The sequence below is a fragment of the Halomonas cerina genome (assembly GCF_014192215.1).
Taxonomy (GTDB): domain Bacteria; phylum Pseudomonadota; class Gammaproteobacteria; order Pseudomonadales; family Halomonadaceae; genus Halomonas; species Halomonas cerina.
Window position 1 is genome coordinate 165022 of record NZ_JACHXP010000002.1, and the last position, 16407, is coordinate 181428.

Below are 16407 nucleotides of genomic sequence, written 5' to 3' on the forward strand. Positions count from 1 at the left end.
CTTCGCAGCCGCCTGGGCGGGAGGTGCGACGTCATAGATATGATCGACCCCGAATCGATCGTCATCGCCGCCGGAGTGGCTGCGCTTTCCGGTCACCAAGAGATGCTGCTTGCCACCTTCGGTGGCGGCGCCATACCGATACGTAGGTGTGCTCCCAAGGGAATGGCGATGAGCGCCATATGAGCTCCGAGAATCCACAATGCAGAGGTCATACACTTAGTAGGTATTGACGATGAAGCTCGTGCCTGTCGGCGATCCTAAACCGCGACGCGCATCGATGCCGTTTCCTCTATTCTAGATATTGCACCGAGCATAAAAAAAGTTCTTCGTCATTGCATGTGGATTCACCATAATCGAGCATGCGCCCCATTGGGCTCCCGGGGTGCAACTGTTGAAGTGTTCATGACAGAAACCTCCATGTATGGAGTGTTCAGAGTGGTTCGGTCCGCACTTGCCATATGCTGATCCCTGTAGTTGAATGCTAATGGAAGAAAATCTAATTGTGGACTATTTTTTTAAAAGTTTTGATGTCTGACGAGTCAAACTGGACCTGCCGGGGGAATGCTGCCAACATGATAAGCCAATAACAGAATGTGCAGTCTAATCACTGTTTAACTAAACTAAACCGAGCAAGGGAACAATTCGCATCAGAAATTGAGGCGCGCGATGTCCAATCACATTCCGGATCAATATAAGTTAGCTTATGAAGAGGTATGTAAGGCGCATGATTTGATAGCGGATTTTCGTGCAAAACTCCTCGCGCTTCTTCCCATCTCCTCTGGTGCAGGCATATTCTTGTTGCTAAGCAAAGGGCTCAGCCAAGAAAATATTCATCACCTATCAGTAGTAGGTATCTTTGGAGTCGTGGTTACATTGGATTATTTCTATATGAACTGCGTGGTATACAGAAGTGCGAATACCTTCGCAATTGTGGAGTGTGCCTAGAAAAATTATTTGTTTGAAGGGAGCGAGCAAGAGCAAAAGCAATTGGGGAGGTTTAACGGCGTAACGCCAGGAGTCGTGTATGATTACATTGGGGCTCGCGGAGCGGCGTTGACCATTTATCCAGCAGTCATTTTGGCATGGGTTATGTAAGCTGGGTTGGGTTTGCGGAAGGGGTGGTTAAAACATGTGCAAGCCCGATATTGCTTGCTATTTTTATATTGTTATTGATTTTGTGCCCTCTATTCTACTGGTTGATCCAGAAGTATTTGCAAAATACTAAAGAAATTAAGAAAGGAAATGGAGACCAGGCTTGAAAATAATCATGAACTGCCTAACGATGCCAATGCACTCGGATCGCTCCCTTCGATCGCGACCGGTGATCTGCAGTGTTATATCAGAATACGCTGAAAGTCTGCTTTGCCGAAAGCGGTCAAAAAGTCGCGCAACACATCTGCGCTCCTACGGCACGCCAGCACAAAGAGTCCGAACTCGCCAGTTGGTGTGGGTCTGAGCGGAATGCGGCCGGCCCTTCGAGGCCGGCCGCGTGATGTCAGGCCTTCTTGTGGTGCCTGCAGGTCACCGTCGGGTTGAATGGCTCGAGGTTGCCGTTGGGGTTGTCGCGAAACCATAGGTGCTGGTCGTAGTGCGCCTCGAAGTAGTGAGCCTCCTCGGTGGGCGTATTGGGATCATCGATCATGTAGTCCCAGCTGCGACCGGCGAGGTTGGGCGGCTCGCTATTGCCCGCCGCTTCCCAGGCCTTGCGGAACACCAGGTTCTCGACCCCGACCAGCTTCAGCGATCCGTCTTCCTGGGGCTCGTAGAGCAGGACGGCGGGGGTCGCGAAGTCGGTATGGGTGCCGGTGCCGTCGACCCGCGGCGCGGTGACCGTGAGGCCGAGCAGGTCGGGGCGCAGGTAGTGGATGCCCATGGCGCCCATCTCGGCGGGCATGCCATGGGCCTCGGCCGTCACGCATTGCCCGGAGGGATCCGGCAGGTAGCCTTCCGCCAGGGCCACATTCACATCCTCGAAGCGCAGCGTGGCGGCACGCACCGCTTCGATCAGTGCCGTTACCTCATCGTCCCGGACCTGGCCTGCTGACTGGTGTGCCATGGCCAGTGGCACCGCCGCCAGGGCCGCCACGATGACGCCACTCCACATGATGCCACGCATCCGATTCTCCTCCCGGCGTTGCCGGGCCGGCCGCGCCGGGCAGGGTGCCCGCCGGCGTCCTGACCCGGGCCCCTCGCGGCCGATGGGAGGGGGCCCGGAACGCTCCGACTATCCTTTTGAATATAGCGGAGTGGGCGCCGGTGCCAGGGCCTTGGCGAGCCGATTTTTTTGGGTGCCGCTGTCGCGCTCCTGTCAGGAAAGCCGCCGCCAGCCCTGGCGCAAGTGCTGTGCGGTGCTTCGCCACAGACGGGTGGGGCCGGCATCGGTCGGCGCATCGAGCGCGGCGATCGCCTGCTGCAGGGCGACGAGGATGGCGTCAAGATGACGATGGCAGAGGGTGCTATCGAGGCCCCCGGGACAATGAGAGAGCAGCATCGTGCATTCACCAGAGGCGTCCTCCAGGGCCTGATGAACTTCCGGACGAGACGCGACCCGGTCACGGCATTCATCGAGCTCGCGGGAGAGCATCAGCAGCAGCTGGCTGTCCAGCCAGCAGGGCAGGCCGTCGCTCGCCTTGCCGGCCATGGATCGCTGGATGGCCTGGAAGGAGACCCGCAGGAAGACGGCGGTGTAATACATCTGGGGACGTGGCGTGGACATGGCGGCCGACCCAGCAAAGATCAATAAATGAGAATAATTATTAATATTAGGCGAGGCCGGCGTCCCCTGTCAATTCACTCGCGCCACTTGATGTTGCAGCCCATGGAGGGCTTCTGGTGCTGGTCGGGCGCTTGGTCTTGCAGCACGGCGTCGGCGGCGGCGCGCAGGTCGGTCCCGGTGACCGGGGTCTCCTTGCTGGGGCGGCTGTCGTCGAACTGGCCGCGATAGGCGAGGCGATGGTCGCGGTCGAAGAGGAAGAAGTCCGGGGTGCAGGCGGCCTGGAAGGCGCGGGCCACTTCCTGGCTCTCGTCCACCAGGTAGGGGAAGGGGTAGCCGCGGGCGGCGATCTCCTCGCGCATCTTCTCGGGGCTGTCGGCCGGGTGGGCCTGGAAGTCGTTGCTGTTGATGCCGACCACGCCGAGTCCCTTGGCCTGGTACTCCCGGGCGAAGGTAGCCAGGGCGTCGGCGATGTGCTTGACGAAGGGGCAGTGATTGCAGATGAACACTACCAGCAGCGGCTGACCGGTGAAGTCGTCGCTTGCGACCTCGCGGCCGTCCGGGTCGGGCAGGCGGAAGGCGGGCAAGGGGCTGCCCAGCTCGATCATGGTGGAGGGTGTCAGAGACATGGTCGGGCTCCTCTGCGGCAGGGTGTGCTCTCTCAGCATAACAGGACCGCCACTGGACACGGCCACTCGCCCATGTCTCGAGGCGCTGGGCTGTCGGCGGTTCGGCTAGTCTTCGCAGAGCGCCCGGCGGGCCTCGCGGCGCTCGACCTCATGGCCGGAGGGCAAGGGGGCGGCGGGGTCGCTCAGCCAGGCGATGATATCCGCCTCGGTGCGCTCGCGCTTCGTGTAACGGGTGAGCATATGGTAGCCCTGCGGGTAGAGCACCAGGCGGATGGCGTCATCCTCGGGCAGTCGTGCCAGTAGGGCACAGATCGCCGCGGGTGGAATGATATCGTCCTCGTCGCCATAGAGGATCAGCGCCGGGGTGGGCAGCCGGCGGGCGGCCTGCAGGGCCGCGTCCATGGCGAGGCTCAAGCCGTGCAGGGTGTCGAGGCGCGAATGGCGCAGGATCAGCGGGTCCTGGGCCAGCTGTGCCTTGATCTCCGGGTCGTCGGTAGGCTCGATGCCCAGGCGCCGGGTAAGGCGGGCGGAGAAGCGCATGCCGGGAGCGAGACGCACGCCGAGCCACAGCCCTAGGCGCTGATACCAGGGCATGGTCTCGAAGCCCCAGACGGCTGGGGAGATCAGCACGCTGCCGTCGACCGGGGGCGGTGTGTCATCGGTCAGGGCGAGGATCGTCACGGCGGCGCCCATGCTCTTGCCGACTAGATAGAGCGGGGGCTCGGGATGGCGTTCGCGCAGCAACCGGGTGATCAGGGTGACATCGTCGGCCAACTGCTCGTGGCCGTGCCAGAGACCCCGCTGGGCGGTGGTGCCGAAGCCACGCTGATCGTGGGCGTAGACCTCGATACCGTGGGGGACGAGAGCCTCGGCGAGGATCCGGAAGCTGCCGCCGTGATCGTTGAAACCATGTACCCCCAGCACGATGGCATGGGGTTCGCCCTCGGCACGCCAGTGACGAAGCGGCAGCCGGTAGCCGTCCTCGGCAATCACCCGGTTCGCCTCCAGCCGAGCCTCGCCGTCGCCAGGCCCCGGCGCCTGGCGCACGACGCCCTGGCCACAGCCGCCGAGCCACACAAGGGTCAGCAGGAAAAGGCCCAGCAGGGCAAGTTTGCCGGCACATCGCCCTGGGTGGCCGACCGTCTTCATGGGGCGTCCTTGGCGTCGATCCGGCATCACAGGGTGACACGGTCGATATGCCGGCGGAAGTACATCTCCAGACGCAGGCTCAGCGTCCAGCGCGGGTCACGGTCGGCCTCGCGGGGGAAGTGCAGGGCGGGGGCCACGTCCAGGAAGGTGAAGCCCTTGTGGATGTCGCGGCGGAAGCGGACCTGCAGGACGCTGTCCTCGATGGCCGGGTGGGAGCCGCTCTCGCCCAGCACCACGCCGGAATAGCGCAGTACGCTGCGCCGATTGACGCGTCGGTTGAGCTCCACGGCCTGGCTGAACTCCAGGGTGTCCTCCGTCTCGCGCCACTGGACATTGGTGAGAAAACGCAGGTGGCGGATATCGTCCAGCGGTCGGCCCAGGTCCCAGCGGGTGCGGACCGAATAGCCGTCACCGTTGAACCAGGAGGCCCGATTGTCGCTGTGCAACTGCCAGGGGGTGTCATCGCGAGTCCAGAGCCGCTGGCTGGTCAGGCGCGCATAGGGTTCCAGCGGCAGGCGCAGCTTGATGCCCGCGCCGACGCGGGTGTTCCACGCCTGGGTCTTGTCCTTGTCACCCAGTCGGTTCAGGCCGACCAGCAGGTCGCTCAGGCTGTCGGCGCGATCATTGGTCAGCGAGGACTCCTGCTCGGTCAGGGTGCCGCGGGTTTCCTCAGGCTCGCTTTCGATGATCAGCCGCAGGCGTTCCTCGGTGGTCGGCAGGTCGAGGCGGAAGCGGGCGCCCAGGTCCTGCTCGAAGGGCTCGCCCTCGTGCCAGTCCCACTCCTGGCTGATGCGCAGGTAGGAGTCGGTATTGACGGTCAGCGAATCGGTGGTGCCGAAGAAACCGTCGATGCGCCGCGAGGTGGTCTCCACCCACTCGGAGACGCCGGCATGCAAGGGCGCGATGCGGTTGTCGGCCCATTCCGGCAGGTCGCTGTCGTCGACGGGTGGGGCGGCGGCCTGGACGCCGAGGCTGGCCAGGACAATGAGCGGCATGGCCACCAGCATCCCGCATCCCTTCATCGGTTTGTGCTCCTTGCCGCCGTTGTTCGAAGTCTACCGGCTTCCCCCGCGTTGTCACCATGCCAGCCGCGCCATTCGCCGATAGGGCTATCCGCCGGTCATACTGATCACGGTCACGGCAGGGTTGGCCGATAACGGCCATGCTGGAAGAAGACGGAAACCTGCAACGACCCGGCATCCCGCCGCCGGGGGAGAGGCTGGAGGGTAGCGTATGAGCTGGAACGTGTTTGTCATCGGCCAGGATGAATTCAGCGAGCGGATGTGGCCACTGCTTCGCCATGCCGAAGATTACGCCATCCATGAGCTGCTGTCGCTCGAGACGGTGGTGAATGCCGCCAAGTATCCCTTCGACCAGCTGGCGGCGGATGCCCTGGCGGAGCTGGAGCGGTTTCCGGATACGGTGGACGCGATCGTCGGCTACTGGGACTTTCCCACCTCGGGCCTGCTGCCGGTCGTGCGTCAGGCCCGGGAGCTGCCAGGCCCGACCCTGGAGGCCGTGCTCAAGTGCGAGCACAAGTACTGGAGTCGCCTGGAGCAGTCGCGCTGGGTACCGGAGTGCGTGCCCGCCTTCCAGGCCGTCAACCCCTTCGACGAGCAGGCGGTCGAGTCGATCGAGATCGACTATCCGTTCTGGATCAAGCCGGTGAAGGCCCACTCCTCCCAGCTCGGGTTCTTGATCGAGAACCCTGAGCAACTGCGCGAGGTACTGCCGACCATCCGCCAGGGGATCGGCCGTTTCGGCGAGCCTATGGATGAGGTCATGGCCCATGTCGAGCCGCCCGACGAGTTGGCGGGGATCACCGGCCACCATTGCGTGGCCGAGGCGATCATCTCGGCCGGTCGGCAGTGCACCCTGGAGGGGTATGTCCAGAACGGTGAGGTCCACCTGGTAGGGATCATCGACAGCCAGCGGGATACCAGGCATCGCTCCGTCCTGTTGCGGTACGCCTATCCCTCCACGCTGCCCGAGGCAGTCCAGCAACGGCTGGTCGACATCAGCCGGCGCGTCATGGTCGGGCTGGGCTACGACAATGCGCCGTTCAACATCGAGTACTACCATGATGAGCAGACCGACCGGATCTGGCTACTCGAGATCAACGCCCGGCTGTCACGCTCCCATGCGGGGATCTTCCATCTGGTCGACGGAGCCCCGCACTACCAGGTCCTGGTGGACGTGGCGCTGGGCATTGAACCGCGCATGCCGCACCGCGAAGGCCGCTATGCCGTCGCGGCCAAGCAGATGCTGCGGGTCTTCGAGGATGGCCGGGTCCGTCGGGTGCCGACGCCCGAGGAGATACGCCGGGTCGAGGAGACCTTTCCGGGCACCCTGGTGGAGCTCAATGTGCACGAGGGCATGCGGCTCTCGGAGCTGCAGCATCAGGACACTTTCTCCAGTGAGCTCGGCGTGCTGTTCATCGGGGCCCAGAGCCACGAAGAACTGGACGAGCGGGTCGAGGCGTGTCGCCGGATGCTGCCGTTCGACATCGACTCATCTCCTGCGAAGGCGAGTGATCGCTAAGCCTCGGGACCGCCGGAGTAGAGGCGTCCGGAACGCGGGCGTCGAGGCGCAGACATCGTGGAGGAGAACGCCATGCGTGTCGTCACCGACTTTCCCCATCGCGTCGAGTGTCATGATCCGGTATGGATTCCCATGGCCGATGGTATCGAACTCAATGCCCGGCTCTGGCTGCCGGAGGGGGCCGAGGCCTCGCCGGTGCCGGCCATCCTCGAGTACATTCCCTACCGGCTGCGCGACGGCTCCGCGACGCGTGACGTCATGCACCACCATTACTTCGCCGGCCACGGCTATGCGTCGATCCGCGTCGACATCCGCGGCAGCGGCGACTCCGGTGGCGTGCTGACCGACGAGTACCTAGAGGAGGAACTGGTGGACGGCGAGGCGATCCTGCGCTGGCTCGCCGACCAGCCCTGGTGCGACGGCAACGTCGGCATGATCGGCATTTCCTGGGGCGGCTTCAACGGTCTGCAGCTGGCGGCCCGGCGGCCTCCCGAGCTGAAGGCCGTGGTCAGCGTGTGTTCCACCGACGACCGCTATGCCGACGATGTGCACTACATGAGCGGCTGCCTGCTGGGCGACAACCTCTCCTGGGCCTCGACCATGTTCGCCTACAACTCGCTGCCCCCGGACCCGACGGTGGTCGGCGACCGCTGGCGCGAGATGTGGCGCGAGCGCCTCGAGGGCAGCGGCCTGTGGCTCGCCACCTGGCTGGCGCATCCGCACCGCGATGCCTACTGGCAGCACGGTTCCATCTGCGAGGACTTCTCTGCGGTCGAGGTGCCGGTGCTGGCCGTGAGCGGCTGGGCGGATGGCTATTCCAATTCGGTCAAGCGGCTGGTCGAGCACCTGCCCGAGCGCTGCAAGGGGCTGATCGGGCCCTGGAGCCACAAGTATCCCCACTTGGGGGAGCCCGGGCCGGCCATCGGCTTCCTGCAGGAGTGCCTGCGCTGGTGGGGGCAGTACCTCAAGGGAGAGGAACACGGCGTGGAAGAGGTCCCGGCGCTGCGCGAATGGATGCAGGAAAGCATGCCACCGACCACGCGTTACGGGTCTCGGCCCGGGCGCTGGGTGATGGAGCCCAGCTGGCCCTCGCCGAACATCCAGCCCTGGCAACTGCCGCTGGCGCCGGGACGCCTGTGCCTCGACGGTGTTCCTCCCGAGCAGGAGAGCACCCTGACCGTGCAGTCGCCGCTGACCTGCGGACTGTTCGCCGGCAAGTGGTGCTCCTATGCCGCGGGACCCGACCTGGCCCACGATCAGCGCGAGGAGGATGGCGGCGCCCTGATCTTCGAGACGCCGCGGCTGGAGGAGACCCTGGAGATCATGGGGGCACCGACGGTCACGCTATCGCTCGCCGCCGACCGACCCGTGGCCATGGTGGCGGCGCGTCTCTCGGACGTGGCCCCCAACGACAAGGCCACCCGGGTGACCTATGGCCTGCTCAACCTGACCCACCGGGACAGCCACGAGGCGCCCGCCCCGCTGGAGCCCGGCCGGCGCTATCGCGTGCAGGTTAAGCTCAACGATATCGCCCAGGTCTTTCCCCGGGGACACCGCTTGCGCCTGTCGCTCTCGACCTCCTACTGGCCCCTGGCCTGGCCCTCTCCCGAGCATGTGCGCCTGACGCTCTTCGACCGGGAGAGTGTTTTGGAACTGCCGGTGCGTCCCCCGCGGACCGAGGATGCGCACCTCGCCTTCAAGGATCCGGAGGCGGCGCCGACCCTCGATGCCACAACGCTCGAGACCGGCCATCACAACTGGTACGTGCACCGCGACCTGGCCGCGGATGCCTCGACGCTGGAGGTGGTCAACGACAATGGGCGGATTCGCCTGGAGGACAGCGGGCTGGAAGTGGGCGTGTGTGCCGTGGAGCGCTATCGGTCCCGCAACGACGACTTCGATTCCATCGAAGGGGAGACCCGCTGGGATCGCTCGCTGGTGCGGGGCGACTGGGCGGTCAGCACCGTGACCCGCACCGTGCTGACTTCCGATGCCAAGACCTTCCACCTTCATGCGACCCTGGATGCCTATGAGGGCGAGCGACGGGTCTACTCCCGCAACTGGGACCTGTCCCTCCCCCGAAAGCTGCTGTGACCGCCAGGGCGCTTCACATGCGTTTCAGGCAGCGTGTCATTCCAGGCGCTTCATCAGACCTTCATGGCTGCTCAGGACATCCCGGAGGTTGTTGCAAAGATCATCCAGGCGCCTGATGCTGTTCGCGAGATCCTGCAGCATAGGTTCCCGGGATGTCTCTCCCGGTGCTTCCGAGCGCTGCGCGTCTCGCCGCAGCTGCTCGGCCATTCGGCTGAGGCGCGCTATTTCCCTCCCGACCTCGCTGTCTATGGCCTTCTGTCGGGCGACATTGCCGCGAAGGTCCTCCAATATGCCGAAGATGCGATCCAGCGTCAGGTTGAGGTCATGCGCCAGCTCACCGAACTCGTCATCGGACTTGACCTCGATGCGCTCGCTCATGGGCAGGATTCCCTTGGCCCAGCGTGACACCATGGCACGCAATCGGAGCACGGGCTCCATGAGCGCGCGCATCACGCAGAAGATGATCACCGTGCTGATGATGATGTTGGCCATGCCGGCGATGGCCGATAGTGTGGCGTCCTCCCGCCACTTCTCCAGGTAGGAGGCGAAATAGTTACGGACCACGACGGTGCCGAGAGGATCGCCGATCCCGGCATCGACATGACATTGCAGGCAGAACGATTGCGCCGAGAGTGTCACCGAGGCTTCCTTGTATCTTCCCGCTTCCGGCCACTGGGAGGGGATGCCCTTCGGTGTGAAATCGAAGCGTTTCTCGATCGACTCGACGGTCGCATTCGAAGGCAGAATGGCAATGTCGTAGCCTAGCCGGTCGTAGTTACGCTCGAGGATCGGATAGACCGTCCGGGAGGCGACGGGACCTCCTTTGTTGATCATGATCGAGGTGACATCGCTGGCCAGGGCCTCGGCCGTTTGTCGGGTCTGGTCGGGGGCCTCGGTTTCGAACTGGTAACGAAAAAGGAGGTAGGTGAACCCGAGAAGGAGGACCAGCAGCAGCAGCGCGCTAAAGAGGTAGTTGCGCAGCACTCTGAGCACGAAGGAACGATCGAACTGGCCGAAGCGCGCTGGTTTCGAGGATTTTCCCTTCCGATGTCGGCTCGACATACCTGGCTCTCGGTGCTGGATTTCAGGCGCCGCGACCACCACCGGCGCCATAATGGCGCCGATGAAGCTCGCTCCCCTTCACGCGTCCTGTTCTGGCGACAGCATAGGCCTGCCATCGCGGGAATGCACCGCCAGGATGGCAGCGGCCTCAGGCCCGCCGGAACCAGCCCTTCATGGTATCGGTGATACGCCGCATGTCCGCTTCGGAGGTGATGTAGGCGGGCATGGTATAGAGCCAGCGGCCGATGGGACGCAGCCAGACGCCTTGCTCGCGGGCCCAGTCGCCCACGCCGGCCAGGGCTGCGCCGTCGCGGGCTTCGATCACCGCGGTGGCGCCGAGCACCCGCACGTCGGCAACGCTGGGCTGCGCGGCCAGCGCCGCGTCGTCGAGCAGGGTCTCGCGCAGCACCCGGTTAAGCGCGGCGATCTTGTCCAGATACCCCTCCTCCTCGAACACGGCGAGGCTCTCCAGCGCCACCCGGCAGGCCAGCGGGTTGCCCATGAAGGTAGGGCCGTGCATGAAGGCGTGTTCCGGCGAGTCGCCGACGAAGGTGTCATGCACCCGGTCGCTGGCCAGCGTGGCCGCATGGCCCAGATAGCCGCCGGTTAGCCCCTTGGAGAGCACCATGATGTCCGGGGTGACGTCGGCATGGTCGGCGGCAAACATCCGCCCGGTGCGCCCGAAACCGGTGGCCACCTCGTCGAACACCAGCAGTACGTCGAACTCGTCGCAGAGCTCGCGGGCCCCCTTGAGGTAGTGGGGCGAGGTCATATTGAGCCCACCGGCGGCCTGCAGCAGTGGCTCCATCAACAGGGCCGCGATTTCCTCGTGATGACGCTCGAGGACCGCGCGCAAGGCAGCCAGGTCGGCCTGGACCGCCTCCGGTTCGGCATCGAAGGGGGCGGTGGGCGCCGGGGCGAAGTGGTGGCGGGGCAGATAGCCGGCGAACAGCGAATGCATGCCCTCCTCGGGATCGCACACCGCCATGCAGCCGGCGGTATCGCCGTGATAGGCCTTCATCAGCGAGAGCAGGCGGTGCTTGCCGGGCCTGCCGCGCAGCTGGTGGTACTGCACGGCCATCTTCATGGCGACTTCCATGCCCACCGAGCCGCTGTCGGAGTAGAACACGTGGTTCAGCCCCTCGGGCGTGATGCGGGTCAGCTCACGGGCCAGGCGGTCGGCGGGCTCGTGAGTCAGCCCGCCGAGCATCACATGGCAGAGTTCGCCGGCCTGCTCGCGGATCGCCGCCACCAGCCGGGGATGGGCATAGCCGTGGATCATGCACCACCAGGAACAGGTGGCGTCGAGCAGCGTCTCGCCGCCTTCCAGGGTGAAACGTGGGCCTTCGCCGCCGATCACCTTCGGCGCCGGTCGCTGGGTCTTGAGGTGGGCATAGGGGTGCCAGACGGGGGACGTCATGGAAGCCTCCGGATGTTCAGCAAAAAATGGCGCAGGAAGACACGATGCGGCGTCCGCGAAGGCGGACGCGCGAGCACTCCTTCCCCGAGGGAAGACGTGAAGCGAGACCGGAAAAAAACAGGCTGAGATGGTGCGGATGGGGAGACTTGAACTCCCACGCCCGAAGGCACCAGGACCTAAACCTGGCGTGTCTACCAATTCCACCACATCCGCACGGGTAGGCAGGCGACCACATTCTACGGACGCGCCGGCGCAAGTCAATCGGCATCGAGAAGCACCAGATGATCCGCGGCGGTCTGGGCTCGACCTTCGGGCGTGGTAGCGTCGAGCCGGGGCACCACGCCGAGGCAAGGAGCGTCCAGGGTGCCCTCGAGGGTCGCCAGGTTGTCCCGGTAGAGGGCGTCGTCCTCGGCGAAGCCGGGATCCAGCAGGTTGCCCACCCAGCCGGCCAGCCGTAGGCCATCGGCGCGGATCGCCTCCGCGGTCAGCCGGGCATGGCTCAGGCAGCCCAGCTTGAGCCCCACCACCAGGATCACCGGCAGCTCGAGGCGCACGGCCAGGCCCGAGAGATCCTCGCGGTCATTGAGCGGTACCCGCCAGCCGCCGGCCCCCTCGATCAGGGTGAGGTCTCGGTGCTCGGCCAGGCGAGTGCGGGCCCAGTCGACCAGCGCGTCCAGGGTAGGCACCTCGCCGGCGCGCTGGGCGGCCAGATGAGGGGCGATGGCTGGCAGATAGGCAAAGGGGTTGATCGTTTCATAGGCCGTGGCCGGTGTGCTCTGGGCCTGCAGGGCCAGGGCATCGACGTTGCGCCGTCCGTGCGGCGTGGCCGCGCAGCCCGAGGCCACGGGCTTGAGGCCCAGGGTGGTCCGTCCGTGGCGGCGGGCCAGGGCGAGCAGGGCGGTGGTGATCAGGGTCTTGCCGGCATCGGTGTCGGTACCGGTGACGAAGCAGGCGGGCATCGGCGCTCCCGTGTATTCAGGCTCAGGCTATCAGGGAATCAGTTCCAGGGTCAGCAGGCGATAGGTGACGGGCAGGCCGGCCGGCTCGCGCAGGGCCTCGTAACGGCGTGCCGCGCGGGCCAGGTCGGCCCGAGCGAGCCGGTGGCCAGGACGGGCGACCTGGGCACCGACGCCCTTGATCGAGGCCATTACCGCGGCCAGGTCAGGATAGTGGAAGCGTCGGTGGGTCGCCGTAACCGCCACGCCCGAGAACCCCGCCAGGCGCGCGGCGGCCAGGTGGCGCTGGCGGCCGTGGAGCTCGAGCAGGGCGGTGGGCCGGGCCCAGACGTCGCCCACCTCGGCCAACGTGCCTGGGGCCAGGGTGTTGATCAGCGCTCGGCCGCCGGGACGCAGCACGCGCCGGCATTCGCGCAGCACTCCGTCGAGGTCCGGGCACCACTGAATCGCCAGGTTGGAGAACACCAGATCCTGGCTTGAGTCGGGCAAGGGCAGGGCGGCGGCATCGCCGCACAGCCAACGGACGCTGCCGCCATGGCCAGTCGTTCCATGGCGCTGGCGGGCCACCTCGAGCATCCCCGGGGCCAGGTCCAGGCCGGTCACCGTGGTGCCGGACCCGTAGTGCCCGGCCAGCCGGGCGCTCCAGTGGCCGGGCCCGCAGCCCAGGTCGAGCACCGCGCTGGCCACCTCGGGCAGGCGGGGCCAAAGCGTCTCGCCCATGGCCTGCTGGGCCGCGGCGAGCCGCTCGTAGCGAGGTGCCGCCCGGGAGAAGGCACGTGCCACACGGGCCTGCCAGTCGCTGACAGGCGGGGAACAGGGAGAAGCGCTCGAGACGGTCATGGCGTGGCCTCCAGAAGCGAGTGCTCGGGACGCTGGGCGATGTCGGCGAGCGTCGCCGCCACGGCCTCGGGACGGGAGAGCATCGGACAGTGGCCGGCCTCCGCCAGGCGGATGTCGGCCCGCGCGCGCTCCTCCGGGGCCAGCAGCGGGTCGTGCTCGCCGGCGAGCCGCCATACCGGGCAGGGCGGGTCGGCCAGCACCCGGCTGACGTCCAGACTGGCGAGCCAGTCGAGCCCCGTGGCCAAAGTGGCGGTCGCGGCCGGAGACTCACGGCCGAGCAGGTCCAGCAGCCGACGGTGGGCGGTGCGCGGCGCCGGCTCGCCGCCCAGTTGCCAGCGCAGGAAGTGGGCCCGGGTGGCGTCCGCATCGCGCCGGAAGGCGCCGCGGAAGGCCGCGAGCTCGGCTTCGGTGACCCCCTGCGGGTGGCAGAAGCGAGGTCCCATGCCGAGCATCACCAGGGCCCGCGGTGCCGGCAGGTGGTCGAGCAGGGCACCCGCCAGCAATCCGCCCAGCGACCACCCCACCCAGACGGCGTCTGTCGGCAGGGCCGCCGACATGGCCTCGGCCAGGGCCGCCAGATCGCCGGGTTCATCCAAGGGTGGACGGGCACCATAGCCGGGCCAGTCCGGGGCGCTTACCGCCACCCCGGTCGGCCAGTGGCCGTCCAGGGATTGCCAGATGCGCGCGTCGCAGCCCCAGCCGGAGAGTAGGACCAGATGGCTCATGGCGAGACCTCCCGGTGCTGGCAGTCGGCCAGGGCCTCGAGCAGGACGTTCAGATCGGTATCGGTGTGAGCGGCACTCAGGGTGACACGTAGCCGCGCCTCGCCTCTCGGCACTGTGGGCGCGCGGATGGCCCCTACCATCAGGCCCCGCTGCGCCAGATGCGCCGCCCAGCGCATCACCCGGTCGCTGTCGCCCAGCACGATGGGCTGGATGGGCGTGGTCGAGTCGGCCAGTGGCAGGCCGAGCGCGTCGGCTTCGCGGCGAAAGCGCGTGATGCCTGCCATGAGCCGGGTACGGCGCTCGGGTTCGGCCTCGAGCAGATCCAGGGCGGCCAGGGTCGCCGCGGCCACCCCGGGTGGCTGGGCGGTGGTGTAGACATAGGGCCGGGCGAACTGGGTCAGGTGCTCGATCAGGGCCTCGCTGCCGGCCACGAAGGCCCCAGCCGTGCCCAGCGCCTTGCCCAGGGTGCCGACCAGCACGGGGACCGCGTCCGGGCCGTGGGCGCGACCCACGCAGCCGTCGCCGTGCGCGCCAAGCACGCCCAGGCCGTGGGCGTCGTCGATCATCAGCCAGGCCCCGTGGTCCCGGCAGGTGGTGGTGAGGCCGGGGATGTCTGCCACGTCGCCGTCCATGCTGAACACGCCGTCGCTGACCACCAGGGACGGAGCGTCGTCCGGCGAGCGGGCCAGCAAGCACGCGAGATCCTCGAGGTCGCGGTGGTGGAAGCGTCGCGAGGAAGCGCCGGCGAGCCGGGCCCCGTCGAGCAGCGAGGCGTGGTTGAGCCGATCCTGGAAGACGCGGGTCTCCCGGTCACACAACGCCTGCAGGGTCCCCAGGTTGGCCATGTAGCCGGTGGAGAACAGCAGTGCACGGGGACGTCCGGTCAGCGCGGCGAGGCGCCGCTCCAGGGCTTCGTGGACCTCGAGATGGCCGCTGACCAAGTGCGAGGCCCCGGCGCCGGCGCCGAAGCGCCGGGCCCCGGTGGCCTGGGCCTCGGCCAGGCGTGGGTCCCGGGCCAGCCCCAGGTAGTCGTTGCCGGCGAAGTCGAGCCACACATCGTCGGGCGACAGGGTGAGACGGCGACGCCACAGCCCGGCGGCTCGACGGGTCTCGGCCGCATCGGCCAGGCGGCGCGCCCAGCGGTCGGCAGGAGCGGTCATGGATCAGGCCCGGGCGGCATCGTAGAACAGCGCGCTGTTCGGGTGGCGCTGGATGGCGTCCTCCAGGGCGGCCTCGGTCCGCGCGTCGTCGGCACAGGTCTCGTGCGCGCTTGTTTCCACCTGCTCCGGATGCAGGCCGAGCTTGTCGAACAGCGCCCGGTCGCGCTCCACCTGGGGATTGCCCGTGGTCAGCAGGGTGTCCCCGTAGAAGATGGAATTGGCGCCGGCCAAAAAGGCCAGGGCCTGAGTCGACTCGCTCATCTGTTCGCGGCCGGCGGAGAGGCGCACGTGGCTCTTGGGCATCAGGATACGCGCCACGGCGATGGCGCGGATAAACTCGATAGGGTCGAGGTCTTCCACATCCTCGAGAGGGGTGCCCGGCACCTTGACCAACATGTTGATGGGCACGGATTCCGGATGCGGGTCGAGCCGGGCCAGCTGCTGGAGCAGGGCGGCGCGGTCCCGGGGGGCCTCGCCCATGCCGAGGATGCCGCCGGAGCAGACCTTCATGCCCGCCTCGCGCACGTTGGCCAGGGTCTCCAGGCGGTCGGCATAGGTGCGGGTGGTGATGATCTCGCCGTAGTAGTCCGGCGAGGTATCGAGGTTGTGGTTGTAGTAATCGAGGCCGGCCTCGGCGAGCCGGCTCGCCTGGTCGGTGTCCACCATGCCCAGCGTCATGCAGGTCTCGAGCCCTAGCGCCTTGACCTGGCTGACCATCTCCATGACCACGCGCAGATCCTTCTCTCGCGGGCTGCGCCAGGCGGCGCCCATGCAGAAGCGGCTGGCGCCGGCTTGCTTGGCGGCACGCGCTTGCTCGACCACCTTCTCGATCTCGAGCAGCTTCTCCTTGTCGAGCCCGGTGTTGTAGTGGCCGGACTGGGGACAGTACTTGCAGTCCTCCGGACAGGCACCAGTCTTGATGGAGAGCAGGGTCGAGACCTGGACGGCATTGGGGTCGAAATGGCTCCGATGGACCTGCTGGGCGTGGAACAGCAGGTCGTTGAAGGGCAGGGCGAACAGCGATTCGATCTCGTCGACGGACCAGTCGTGGCGAAGCCCGTGGCGGGCGGCTAGGGTCAGATCATCCGTGACGGTCTCGTGGGGGCGCACAGGCATGG

General features: G+C 66.3%; 15 protein-coding genes and 1 tRNA gene. 3 read left to right on the top strand and 13 right to left on the bottom strand.

The annotated features are described in order from the left end of the window. Positions 1-39: 39 nt before the first annotated feature. A complete protein-coding gene (locus tag FHR94_RS02685) occupies positions 40-183 on the top strand; it encodes a hypothetical protein (RefSeq protein WP_183324073.1) in 144 nt (47 codons plus the stop codon). A 1312-nt stretch (positions 184-1495) separates the two neighbouring features. Here FHR94_RS02685 and FHR94_RS02690 read toward each other — a convergent pair. From FHR94_RS02690 to FHR94_RS02710, 5 genes are all read right to left on the bottom strand, one after another. Then, the gene (locus FHR94_RS02690) at positions 1496-2116 is read right to left on the bottom strand and encodes a hypothetical protein (protein ID WP_221188337.1); all 621 of its coding nucleotides are present in this window, start codon (positions 2114-2116) and stop codon (positions 1496-1498) included. Between the two features lie 192 nt (positions 2117-2308). Beyond that, positions 2309-2716 carry a hypothetical protein gene (locus FHR94_RS02695; protein ID WP_183324074.1) on the bottom strand — a complete coding sequence of 136 codons (408 nt, stop codon included), beginning with the start codon at positions 2714-2716 and terminating at the stop codon, positions 2309-2311. A gap of 74 nt (positions 2717-2790) precedes the next feature. Beyond that, positions 2791-3342 carry a thioredoxin family protein gene (locus FHR94_RS02700; RefSeq protein ID WP_183324075.1) on the bottom strand — a complete coding sequence of 184 codons (552 nt, stop codon included), beginning with the start codon at positions 3340-3342 and terminating at the stop codon, positions 2791-2793. A 105-nt stretch (positions 3343-3447) separates the two neighbouring features. Then, positions 3448-4491 (bottom strand): alpha/beta hydrolase, encoded by a 1044-nt coding sequence (locus tag FHR94_RS02705; RefSeq protein WP_183324076.1) that lies wholly within the window; start codon positions 4489-4491, stop codon positions 3448-3450. A gap of 26 nt (positions 4492-4517) precedes the next feature. Further along, positions 4518-5486, bottom strand: coding sequence for a hypothetical protein (locus FHR94_RS02710; RefSeq protein WP_183324077.1), 969 nt, complete (start codon positions 5484-5486; stop codon positions 4518-4520). Positions 5487-5724: 238 nt separating this feature from the next. Between FHR94_RS02710 and FHR94_RS02715 the strand changes: the two genes are divergently transcribed. After that, positions 5725-7032: an ATP-grasp domain-containing protein gene (locus tag FHR94_RS02715; protein ID WP_183324078.1), complete on the top strand. Its 1308-nt coding sequence runs from the start codon at positions 5725-5727 to the stop codon at positions 7030-7032. Positions 7033-7104: 72 nt separating this feature from the next. Beyond that, complete coding sequence (locus tag FHR94_RS02720; protein ID WP_183324079.1) at positions 7105-9126, top strand: CocE/NonD family hydrolase; 2022 nt, start codon at positions 7105-7107, stop codon at positions 9124-9126. A gap of 36 nt (positions 9127-9162) precedes the next feature. Here the strand turns inward: FHR94_RS02720 and FHR94_RS02725 are convergent, their stop codons facing one another. The 8 genes from FHR94_RS02725 to bioB all read right to left on the bottom strand — a co-directional run bounded on the left by FHR94_RS02725 (position 9163) and on the right by bioB (position 16405). Further along, positions 9163-10239, bottom strand: coding sequence for a HAMP domain-containing protein (locus FHR94_RS02725; protein ID WP_183324080.1), 1077 nt, complete (start codon positions 10237-10239; stop codon positions 9163-9165). A 97-nt stretch (positions 10240-10336) separates the two neighbouring features. Then, positions 10337-11608, bottom strand: a complete 1272-nt coding sequence (bioA, locus tag FHR94_RS02730; protein WP_183324081.1) for an adenosylmethionine--8-amino-7-oxononanoate transaminase — start codon at positions 11606-11608, stop codon at positions 10337-10339. A 128-nt stretch (positions 11609-11736) separates the two neighbouring features. Beyond that, positions 11737-11821: transfer RNA gene (locus FHR94_RS02735), tRNA-Leu, on the bottom strand. A gap of 44 nt (positions 11822-11865) precedes the next feature. After that, positions 11866-12567, bottom strand: a complete 702-nt coding sequence (gene bioD, locus FHR94_RS02740; RefSeq protein ID WP_183324082.1) for a dethiobiotin synthase — start codon at positions 12565-12567, stop codon at positions 11866-11868. A gap of 30 nt (positions 12568-12597) precedes the next feature. Further along, a complete protein-coding gene (locus FHR94_RS02745; protein ID WP_183324083.1) occupies positions 12598-13404 on the bottom strand; it encodes a methyltransferase domain-containing protein in 807 nt (268 codons plus the stop codon). Beyond that, positions 13401-14129: an alpha/beta fold hydrolase gene (locus tag FHR94_RS02750; RefSeq protein WP_183324084.1), complete on the bottom strand. Its 729-nt coding sequence runs from the start codon at positions 14127-14129 to the stop codon at positions 13401-13403. Before FHR94_RS02750 ends, FHR94_RS02745 begins: the two co-directional genes overlap by 4 nt. Further along, positions 14126-15289: an 8-amino-7-oxononanoate synthase gene (bioF, locus tag FHR94_RS02755; protein WP_183324085.1), complete on the bottom strand. Its 1164-nt coding sequence runs from the start codon at positions 15287-15289 to the stop codon at positions 14126-14128. The genes FHR94_RS02750 and bioF overlap by 4 nt, the downstream gene beginning before the upstream one ends. 3 nt (positions 15290-15292) lie before the next feature. After that, positions 15293-16405, bottom strand: a complete 1113-nt coding sequence (gene bioB, locus FHR94_RS02760; protein WP_183324086.1) for a biotin synthase BioB — start codon at positions 16403-16405, stop codon at positions 15293-15295. Positions 16406-16407 lie beyond the last annotated feature (2 nt).